Source organism: Exiguobacterium sp. s11 (genome assembly GCF_018619015.1).
GTDB classification, from domain to species: Bacteria; Bacillota; Bacilli; order Exiguobacteriales; family Exiguobacteriaceae; genus Exiguobacterium_A; species Exiguobacterium_A indicum.
This window is the reverse complement of sequence record NZ_JACSNF010000002.1, coordinates 635,724-644,427: the sequence shown is the minus strand read 5'-3', so window position 1 is coordinate 644,427 and position 8,704 is coordinate 635,724. Positions and strand designations below refer to the sequence as shown.

Sequence of the window (8,704 nt, the reverse complement as noted above, 5' to 3'; positions counted from 1 at the left end):
AAGTGATCGAGCATGCCAAATCGATTCGTTGCATCGCGGGTCACGATGAAGTTATAGGGCATCAATAACGAGAATTCAGACATGAAGTCTTCAAGCGTTTGCCGTGCGGGACGTGCATCTCTCGAAAAAAATCCTGGCGTGAATTCTTTTCGATTCAGCAAATGCAATAAACATTCTTCAAATACCGCTTGCCAATTGGAGTCGTGCAACGTCAACACGTGAATCGAATCGTCATTTTCTAAAACATCCCGACCACAAAAGACGACCTCGACTGGAAACGAGGCATTCGGTAAAACTGCATCGAAAAAGTTCTCATACTCTGTTCCAACGTCATCAAGCTCCTCATACGCGACTCCATACATCGAGACACAATCGTTCGTGACTCGGACGATTCCTTGTCCTTGTTTTTGGATGATAAGCGTCACTTCTGCTTCAGTCGCCATTTCCTGCTGTTCGATGACAAGGTGTTCGAGAAATCTTTCAAGCTGTGAGTCGTCGGTCATAATCAGGTGAGATCGGACCGTCCAATCTGAAAAATCGTCGATGTGTAGATTCTGCTTGAGTGGTCGTTCCAGTAACTTTACTTCAAATGGATACGAATACTGACTTACTTGAAGACGGACGAGGTCTTGCCAATCGTCGCGTGGTAGCAGTTCCCGGAACACATCGATCCACTCGTTTCGGTCAAGTAGCATCCTATTCTTATTTTTCATCTTTCACCAAACCTTCTAGTTTGCTACAGAGATAGCCCACGGTATGTTCATGCGTCGTCCGTTCTTCGAGATCATCATTGTCGACTAATTCATTGATTGTCTCCGAGATGACCTGCCATAATGCGGTTCCGTGATACTCGTCGTATGGTTTTCTCACTTCCGGTCCTCCTTTTATCCTCTTCGGATTTCATTCAAAAAACTCTCAGTCCCTTGGAACGCAGAAATCAGATCTTCTCCAAATAACGTGATGCTACCCTCCCACGGGTGACCGAGGTACCCCCAACGGAAATCACGAGCGATGAAAAAGGAATAATCGCCATCTGGAACTGCTGGAATCATCCAGTCTCCTTCTTCATTTCGAAGAAACGGGCGTCTTGGGTCGATCCAGTATCCTTGATGATTCCAATCGAGTGCCATGACGCGTTCTCCTTCAACGGTCAGCTCGGTCAGAATATGCTTTAGCGTTTGCTCGATTTCTTCGCTTTTCTCATAATCCACTTCGTATGTAATGAACGGACTCGGGGCATAGTATGAGGGGAAAACTGTCGTACTGGGTGCGAATTGAAATTGTTGATCAATGACGTGCCATATCTTCTCGTCCTCCGCTTGCGTCATCGGAATCCAACTCCATGGTTTACCTTCACCAATCAAATCGAACGTCGCTCCTTGAGGATATAGAACGGTGTACGCTGCTCCTTCTTGTACTGCAATTTTTGGTGCGTCTTGTACATCGCGTGCTTTCATTTCTTCAAAAATTAGTGTAATGGCTGCCCCGACATCAAGGACACGATAAAAGATATTCGTTCTACCACTACCGATATCTCCCCCTTCGCAGTAGCCGTTCCCCGTATGAAGCAAACCATCATTAATTACTTCTTCCATCATGTGACGGCGCTCGAGCGCTGCTTCTGCCTGACCCTCGTCATAAGGAAACTGGACGATTAGTTCCCGGTAATCTGCCTCGTTCAGCTCGCGATAACCTTGACGTTCAAACTTCTCGATCAGCTGCAAAATCTGTACACCTAATCGTTTGAAGCGCGAGACGCGCATTTGCTTTACGTTTTCTGCTTTCACCCACGCTCCAACGATTCCTTGATGTTGAACGATGAGGCGTCCCTCTGTATAGATTGTTTGGTAGAGCGTACTGGAGTCGCCTTTTTTTGTCAGTTGGATCATGCAACTCCTCCTTAGATTCAATCTTTTCGGTCCCATGATTGTTTTTATTGTTTAGTCCCACTGACATGTCACGCTTTGATTGGTTTCAAATCGTAGATGTACGAGTTCATTTATTTTGAGATTAGACAGTTTCAGCGCAATTTGAGCTTCATTCGTGTAAGGCAATTCGAATCTGACACCTTCGATTTTTTTCAATAAAAAATATGACCAGTGCTGATTGTATTCATTCTCGGACAGAACATCCCATAATGCATCCTCACAATGATTCGCCTCGTAGACATATAATTTCATGACTGTGTTCTCCGCTATCACGTGTAACCCCGCGAATATAGAAGGATTCAGAATTCGCGGTTTTTGAATGACCAAGGTATAACCCTCTTTCAAAAAGCGATCCAATTGTTCGCGGCTATCCGGCACCTCCTCTTCGATGACGGAAGCCGGCAGTTCTCTGATGCGGATTGGCAATCCCACCTCATATTCAAAGGGATCTTCGAGTGCGAGTAAGTCTTCACGGGAATAGATTATTTTCATGAGATCATCCTTACATTCTTTTATGGAGTGCTTTCAAATTACACGCGCGCCACGCATCACGGACGATATCTTGGAAAGTCGTTGCCTTCGGTTTGAGTTTTAACGTTCTATAGTCGAAACAATAGACAGCTTCGTCTGGACGCTCTTTCAATACCGCATAGTATTCGTCCTGTTTAAACGACAAGCCAAAAAAGAAATACTTGTCACGGATCGCATCGAACTCGGTTAACGCGTATTCATCAAGACTAACCGAGAGATTGTCTTGGATCTCATGCGATAACCCGTTCCAGCTCGTTAGCGGTATACCGTATAAGTTCAACTCTTCGGTAAAACGTACACCGTTACATACCTTCAAAATACCTTTATACCACTCCGGAATCGCAAAATGATCGATCTCGAATGCTTGGATGCGGGCTTCTGGACAAGGACTCTCCACGGACACTTGATAGTTTTGGATGGAGGATGAATAATCATACAAATACAGCTTGTGCTCCACCTTCTCACCTTCGATTGGAATACTGTATTTCAAGGATTTTTGATCGTTCACATAAAATAGTCGCATCGCCTGAAGGATATTCGTAAGAAAGACATCGTCTGGTAAAGCAGTGTTCTGATGATTCAGTCGTGGAACTTCAACGTCTTCTAGTGACACGTCTTCCTCGTCATCGTGTTCTTCAAAAGCCTCATGTTCCCCGAGGACGATTGCGATACCTGTCGCGTTACCGTTTTCTCGTCGGACGAGGACTTCATAGTGTCCGTCCCCCATTAACTGAACGGCGACACCGAACGGAAACAGGAAGATTTCATCTTCCATCATTTCATCTGAGATTGCGATATAGAACGGATCGATTTCTTCGTCGAACTCTAGCGTATTTCGAATCTCCCAATCGATGGCTTCCCGTCTCCCGTAATCCGCTGTGTTCATGACGACGAGCTGCGCTGAATCGACGACGACTAGATCGGATAACGGCTCGAAATCGGATGGATCCATCTTCGTTTCTTCATTCATTGTTAGGTAAAGCAAATTGATTGATTCGAACTCATCTTCGTCATAGAAGACCGTCCAAATCGAACCTTGTTCAACTGGAATTGTCACGTTGTATTCTACATCCGACTCAAGGAAAGCCGGATCCGAGACAATCAGATTCCCTTTGTGACTTGTAAACGTGCCTAGTTTTTTCATGTTAAATACCTCTTTCTTAAATATAACGGAGAGGACATCTCTAACTTGGTAATGCCATTGGATTAATCAAACTCAACCCTTGATTCTTGTTGCATGCGCCACTCCATGAATCCGGTGGTTTGCTCTTGCCGGAAACGAGTCCAATCCGTTAAGGTTTGATTCATCTTCTGCCATTCGTTAATACATTCCGATTTCAAAACCGCATCTTCGAGTTGCTCGATTAGTAACCAAGCAACTGATAAGGTTGCTGCGTCCTCTTCTATTTCTCCTAAATACAAATCATCATCGAGATGGTGGAAAGAATACCAAAGTCCATACAAGTGATGATCAATCATCGTCTCGATCGCTAACTGCTCCCGTCTTCCTCCACGTGTAATCGCCTCTTGTAAGTAGATGAAACGGTCATCTTCATCAAAGAAAAGACCATACCAGCGATACGATCGGACGTCATCCGGCAACTCTTTCATCCATTGATTCAAGATTGGTTTTAGGAAGCGTTCTTTTAGTGGATGAATCAAGATGACCGAAGCGTCTGCCTCTCCTTCACAGGTAGTCAATAACCAACTCACAAACGTCCGCTGTCGTTCGAAGTACCATGTATCCGCTTCTTCAATGAACCCCTCCATATGTAACAACCACGCTTTGCGCAAGCCTCGTTCTTTCGCAAGAAGAGCACTATGTAAACGTGGTACCTCAGAAACGGCAGGTTCTTGTAGTAACTTATCTAGAAGCGACATCTTTCATCTCCTTATAAAATGTCATTGCTCCACTTTCATTTGTTGTCTCGTTTTTCGAAGATGAAACCAGAGGAGTAAACCCGTTCCAATCGACAGAACCGGAAATAGATGCGGGATATACTGCTCTTGCCGAAAACTGACATGCATTAAGAAATAATCGACGAAACAGATGACACGTAGCCACATCGGAAACTGATCTTTACTAAGAAACGCTAAGAACATCAGAGTGATACCGATACCTAATACAACAAACGGTAATATAGTGAACGGTGTCACGAACTGGAACAGACCGAGACCCAGAAGAAGATAAGCGAGCCACGACGTCCGGCGGCGAAATTTCTCACGCTCTTTCCGTCCGGGTTGTATCCCATAAATATCATCCTGCCTGTATCCTTCAGCCTGTTTCTTAGCAATCAATTCCTTCAGTCGTCGTTTAGCTTGACGCCGAAATGTATATCGTTCTTCAATAGAATCTCTGACATCCTGATCGAGTTTCCATTGTTCGGTGACACCGTGATACATCTGGATTGTTCGACCATCCCGGTACATGACCCAGAAATAGATGATGCCATCCACTTGTTTACTGAGCGTGACAATCATTTAATTATCATCCTTATCAATTGAATTGGTCTTCTGTAGCAGTTTTTAAATAGAAGCATGGTTCGGCTGTTCCGCTAGAAAATCCGTTTGATTGTATCTGTTTTGGACATAAAACAACAGGAGTGTACCCGTTCCAATCGCGAGACCAGCATATAGTCCCTCTTGGTATTCAACGTTCATGACACAGCAACTGATGAAACAAACCGTGCGTAGCCAGCCCGGTAAATAGTCTTTACTGAAAAAGACCATTCCCATTTGAAGTAACGCAAGCACTGCGATGATAATTGGAGAGACGAGAAAAGGCATCACTACCAGAAACAAACCGACACTAATCAGCAGAGACGCGAGTCCTATCATTCGACGCTTGAACGTCTGTCTTTTCTTGCGGTTCGGTGTCAGTCTGAATACGTCCTCGAATATGTATCCTTCTGCCTGTTTTTCCGAAATCCACGTATCCATCCGACGTTTCGCTTGATATCGGAACAAGTAGCGCTCTTCCATCGCTTGTTTCATATCGTCCTGATGAATCTCGTTCATAACACCGTGATACGTATACAATTTTCGTCCATCGCGATAGATGAGCCAGACGGACGTCATTCCATCGACTTGTTTACGAAGCGCCCGAATCATGTGAACCCTCCAGATCTGCTAGGACATTTTCTGGATCCAGCTCAAGTCCGACGAGCTCCGGTCCCCAATCCAAGCCACAATACAGACCGTCGTCAATCATGTTCGGTAACCAGCCATCCATGAATAGATCTAAATCCAAGCGAATCAAGTGATAGTCCGCCCATTCCTTCGTCTGTAGCGCTTTCGCCGCTGATTTCGACGAAAAGAATAACAATACATCCGATTCCTCTTGATTCGACGGACAATTGGTCCAGCCCGACTGTTCAAATTTTGATAGACCATAGACAGCTCCCGTTTCAAGAACCGTCTCTAAGAAAAGTTCTGCTTGTTCCGCACTCTGTTCCTTATTTATAAACATTTTAAGTGTCGGTGCTATCGGAAACAGCTCTTGTTCCTCATGATCCCATAAGACAATTGTCTCTGTGTCCGGAAGCTGATATCCGAATTCGTCACCTGTTCCGTCACGTGCGATTCGTAAGAAACCGGATGGTTAGTCCTCCGCATCCGTCGTATTAACACGAACAAGGTCGTCCCATGTCCGCTTGATATACTGCTCGTCCTTGATCGGATGAAACTCCCATTCGCCGATGCTGAATTTATTTTCGTGCTTGTACCTATTTCGTAGTTCTTTCGGAAGCTTAAAGCCAAGTTCTGCTTCTACCTCTTGTAATCTCTCTTCAGTAACGCCTGGTAAACCGATTTGATATGTCATCTATGTGACTCCTTCTTATACATTTTTGTCTTTAATTTTTTCGGTTAAAGTTCTTTCCTGCGGGATAAAGTCCGGTCAATCGTCTGCCATAATGAACTTTTGCCTGTCCCATCCGAAGCCGCGTCACGCCATACTGCTTTTTAAAATAATCAATGACGGGTTCAACGATATAAGACGGCTCCAAGATATAAAGGACGAATTCGATCGCTTCTGGACCATACTCATCTTCAAAAAAATACCCATTGCCGATTTCAAAAAGAAATTCATTGAGGTCTTCTTCAATGCTCGAACGATGCTCAAAGATGACATCATACTCTGTATCCTGACAAAAGATCTCGACGACAACTTCGTAGTAATCCGCTTCTTGAACGACGGAGTATCCGTCTTTTTCTTTCTCAGCTACGAGTTCTCGAATGTAGGCATCCAGATTAAAAAAGCGCGAGAACTTTTGCTCGCTCATTGGTTCTGTCAATCTCTCTCCCATGATGCCGTGAAACGTGTAGAGTGTCCGTCCATCCTTTTCAAACAGCCAAAAATGATTCTGACCGTTCATTGGTTTGATGAGTTGCATATTGTCACACAATCCTTTAGGTAATAAGTCAATGAAATTTATAATTTCTCCTAAATAGCTGTTTTCTTAAAAAATCAATTTCTCTACTTCATTATAAAAGTCATAACCATTTATGGGAATTTTTATTTATCATTAAACTCCTCTTCTTTCTAATTAATTCTTATCAGCGTAATCGCTATTAATTTAAATCAAATACAGTTGATATATTCTATTTTGATTACAATTCAAAATTTAAGATCTTTTATGTCAGCGTTATTACGCTCTATACGGTACTTATTCTTTCTTTATGGGTGGAATCGAATGGACACAGTGATCAGTCATTATTCGAGATTCAAGGATGAGATTCTCATCGAAGATTTACATAGTATATCGTTTTAAAAAGCGGCGCTTAGGTGTTGAAATATAATGTACCTGTCCTAAGGCACTTCCCTATTTCTCAAGTACGCTACGTATGAAGTATTTCCTTGATGTACACTATCGGTAGTATAAAAACGTGTACTTCGGAGGTGTTCGCACTTGAAAATGAAACGTTCAGCTTTCCTCCTTTTTTCGATCGTCTTCCTAGCAGGATGTAGTGATTACGATCAAGACGGTAATACGACGAGCGAGAAAGCAAAACAGAAATATGATGTAGCTATCAATCAAGTCTTCAAATCTGAAAATCAGTACTTGAAGAAGCAACAGGTTGATCGACAACTAAAGCGAAACACCGGTGAAACGGGCGCCATCGTTTATGAGGATCAAGGTCTCATTGAAATCTATTACGACCAATCAGCTAGAGGAGAAAGAGCCATTTATCAGAAAGACGGATCAACTTACGCGCGGAAGAGATACACGAAACAAATCAGCCGTAAAATCGATGACTCTGAAAAAAAATACCTTGAGAACATTGGAATCAAGTAACTTTCATCAGACTAGCCCAATTTTTACTTGTTTATATCAAAAAGAGTCGATGACTCTCCTCAAAGAAGAGAATCATCGACCCTTTTTCAAAAATACGATGTCATCGAACTATACTGTCACAAGAAGATTAGAAAATACGGAAAAGAAGTCCCCCGATGAAAGATTACTTTAGAAACCGATGTAAGTAGTCTGCAGCGTTCCGTTGCATGACTTTTAATTGATCTATTCTATAGTTAAGTCAAAAAAATACGTTTTTGGAGTGATAAAAATGGAAGATAAGGAAGAAAAATCACCTTATTATCTAAGAAGAATCCCCTTCTTTATTATTTCTTACTTATTTGCACCTTTAGCGTACATCTTACTTTTCATCAAATGGCGTACGTTAGATTCTTCCGTGCGAGATGCACGACTAATTGTTGCATCACTATTTTTACTACTCTTCATCGTAGATTTTTTTCCGGCTGGTCTATATCAAAACATCGTGCTTGCTATCACTCTCACAGTTGCTTTGTTTATTACCTTTATTGGATTAGGTGGCGGAAAAAAATAGTCGATTAACCGTACATCCGGATTTATGAACGTCGTTTTGTTCCGAATCCCATCAATCCATTCCATTTTCTATTCTATATCTCCATTTTACCTACTCATTATTTAATGTACTTAAACAAATCATTGTAAGAAAGGATCATTCGGATGTGGAAGGGACTCTTATTTTCTTCCATCTGGATCGGTATCACGATCCCACTTGTGCTAGTTGTCATCTTTACGCATTTCGAACCCTTACTTACTTTTGATACGAGTGGCATCCTCATGTTGATCACAATGACGATCGGTGCAATTGCTGATCTCTATTTAGTAACTCGTATTTGGACTTGGATCAAACATAAGCTGTACAAACGAAAGCATTACATGTGAAAACGCAGATTATTCGTTCTTCATCGAACAGAT

The 8,704-nt window shown here is 42.6% G+C and carries 14 protein-coding genes; 3 read left to right on the top strand and 11 right to left on the bottom strand.

Features of this window, described 5'->3' with window-relative positions; translation table 11 throughout:
• The 11 genes from KNQ12_RS11010 to KNQ12_RS10960 all read right to left on the bottom strand — a co-directional run.
• Window positions 1-695, bottom strand: a 695-nt coding sequence (locus tag KNQ12_RS11010; RefSeq protein ID WP_214775452.1) for a hypothetical protein, incomplete at its 3' end; no start/stop codon positions are given.
• Between the two features lie 7 nt (window positions 696-702).
• Window positions 703-870, bottom strand: a complete 168-nt coding sequence (locus KNQ12_RS11005) for a hypothetical protein (RefSeq protein ID WP_214748219.1) — start codon at window positions 868-870, stop codon at window positions 703-705.
• Between the two features lie 14 nt (window positions 871-884).
• The gene (locus KNQ12_RS17025) at window positions 885-1,889 is read right to left on the bottom strand and encodes a DUF2716 domain-containing protein (RefSeq protein ID WP_251055798.1); all 1,005 of its coding nucleotides are present in this window, start codon (window positions 1,887-1,889) and stop codon (window positions 885-887) included.
• Window positions 1,890-1,940: 51 nt separating this feature from the next.
• Window positions 1,941-2,420 (bottom strand): hypothetical protein, encoded by a 480-nt coding sequence (locus KNQ12_RS10995; RefSeq protein WP_214748216.1) that lies wholly within the window; start codon window positions 2,418-2,420, stop codon window positions 1,941-1,943.
• 10 nt (window positions 2,421-2,430) lie between these two features.
• A complete protein-coding gene (locus KNQ12_RS10990) occupies window positions 2,431-3,603 on the bottom strand; it encodes a hypothetical protein (RefSeq protein WP_214748213.1) in 1,173 nt (390 codons plus the stop codon).
• A 62-nt stretch (window positions 3,604-3,665) separates the two neighbouring features.
• On the bottom strand, window positions 3,666-4,340 hold the full coding sequence (locus tag KNQ12_RS10985) for a hypothetical protein (RefSeq protein ID WP_214748210.1): 675 nt from the start codon (window positions 4,338-4,340) through the stop codon (window positions 3,666-3,668).
• 21 nt (window positions 4,341-4,361) lie between these two features.
• Entirely contained in the window at window positions 4,362-4,940 is a 579-nt protein-coding gene (locus KNQ12_RS10980) for a hypothetical protein (protein WP_055967574.1), read from the bottom strand.
• Window positions 4,941-4,985: 45 nt separating this feature from the next.
• Window positions 4,986-5,570, bottom strand: a complete 585-nt coding sequence (locus tag KNQ12_RS10975; RefSeq protein ID WP_214748207.1) for a hypothetical protein — start codon at window positions 5,568-5,570, stop codon at window positions 4,986-4,988.
• Window positions 5,551-5,928, bottom strand: coding sequence for a DUF2750 domain-containing protein (locus KNQ12_RS10970; protein ID WP_214748203.1), 378 nt, complete (start codon window positions 5,926-5,928; stop codon window positions 5,551-5,553). The genes KNQ12_RS10975 and KNQ12_RS10970 overlap by 20 nt, the downstream gene beginning before the upstream one ends.
• A gap of 132 nt (window positions 5,929-6,060) precedes the next feature.
• Entirely contained in the window at window positions 6,061-6,282 is a 222-nt protein-coding gene (locus tag KNQ12_RS10965) for an SMI1/KNR4 family protein (RefSeq protein WP_214748200.1), read from the bottom strand.
• 31 nt (window positions 6,283-6,313) lie between these two features.
• A complete protein-coding gene (locus KNQ12_RS10960) occupies window positions 6,314-6,853 on the bottom strand; it encodes a hypothetical protein (protein ID WP_214748197.1) in 540 nt (179 codons plus the stop codon).
• Window positions 6,854-7,369: 516 nt separating this feature from the next.
• Between KNQ12_RS10960 and KNQ12_RS10955 the strand changes: the two genes are divergently transcribed.
• The 3 genes from KNQ12_RS10955 to KNQ12_RS10945 all read left to right on the top strand — a co-directional run bounded on the left by KNQ12_RS10955 (window position 7,370) and on the right by KNQ12_RS10945 (window position 8,671).
• Complete coding sequence (locus KNQ12_RS10955) at window positions 7,370-7,756, top strand: hypothetical protein (protein WP_214748194.1); 387 nt, start codon at window positions 7,370-7,372, stop codon at window positions 7,754-7,756.
• A 268-nt stretch (window positions 7,757-8,024) separates the two neighbouring features.
• Window positions 8,025-8,306: a hypothetical protein gene (locus KNQ12_RS10950; protein WP_214748191.1), complete on the top strand. Its 282-nt coding sequence runs from the start codon at window positions 8,025-8,027 to the stop codon at window positions 8,304-8,306.
• Window positions 8,307-8,449: 143 nt separating this feature from the next.
• Window positions 8,450-8,671, top strand: a complete 222-nt coding sequence (locus KNQ12_RS10945; RefSeq protein ID WP_214748188.1) for a hypothetical protein — start codon at window positions 8,450-8,452, stop codon at window positions 8,669-8,671.
• Window positions 8,672-8,704: the final 33 nt, after the last annotated feature.

Excerpts from the sequence above, each read along its gene's own strand:
- KNQ12_RS17025 (WP_251055798.1), bottom strand. The coding sequence starts at position 1,889 with ATGATCCAACTGACAAAAAAAGGCGACTCCAGTACGCTCTACCAAACA.
- KNQ12_RS10995 (WP_214748216.1), bottom strand. The coding sequence starts at position 2,420 with ATGAAAATAATCTATTCCCGTGAAGACTTACTCGCACTCGAAGATCCC.
- KNQ12_RS10990 (WP_214748213.1), bottom strand. The coding sequence starts at position 3,603 with ATGAAAAAACTAGGCACGTTTACAAGTCACAAAGGGAATCTGATTGTC.
- KNQ12_RS10985 (WP_214748210.1), bottom strand. The coding sequence starts at position 4,340 with ATGTCGCTTCTAGATAAGTTACTACAAGAACCTGCCGTTTCTGAGGTA.
- KNQ12_RS10980 (WP_055967574.1), bottom strand. The coding sequence starts at position 4,940 with ATGATTGTCACGCTCAGTAAACAAGTGGATGGCATCATCTATTTCTGG.
- KNQ12_RS10975 (WP_214748207.1), bottom strand. The coding sequence starts at position 5,570 with ATGATTCGGGCGCTTCGTAAACAAGTCGATGGAATGACGTCCGTCTGG.
- KNQ12_RS10970 (WP_214748203.1), bottom strand. The coding sequence starts at position 5,928 with ATGTTTATAAATAAGGAACAGAGTGCGGAACAAGCAGAACTTTTCTTA.
- KNQ12_RS10965 (WP_214748200.1), bottom strand. The coding sequence starts at position 6,282 with ATGACATATCAAATCGGTTTACCAGGCGTTACTGAAGAGAGATTACAA.
- KNQ12_RS10960 (WP_214748197.1), bottom strand. The coding sequence starts at position 6,853 with ATGCAACTCATCAAACCAATGAACGGTCAGAATCATTTTTGGCTGTTT.
- KNQ12_RS10950 (WP_214748191.1), top strand. The coding sequence starts at position 8,025 with ATGGAAGATAAGGAAGAAAAATCACCTTATTATCTAAGAAGAATCCCC.
- KNQ12_RS10945 (WP_214748188.1), top strand. The coding sequence starts at position 8,450 with ATGTGGAAGGGACTCTTATTTTCTTCCATCTGGATCGGTATCACGATC.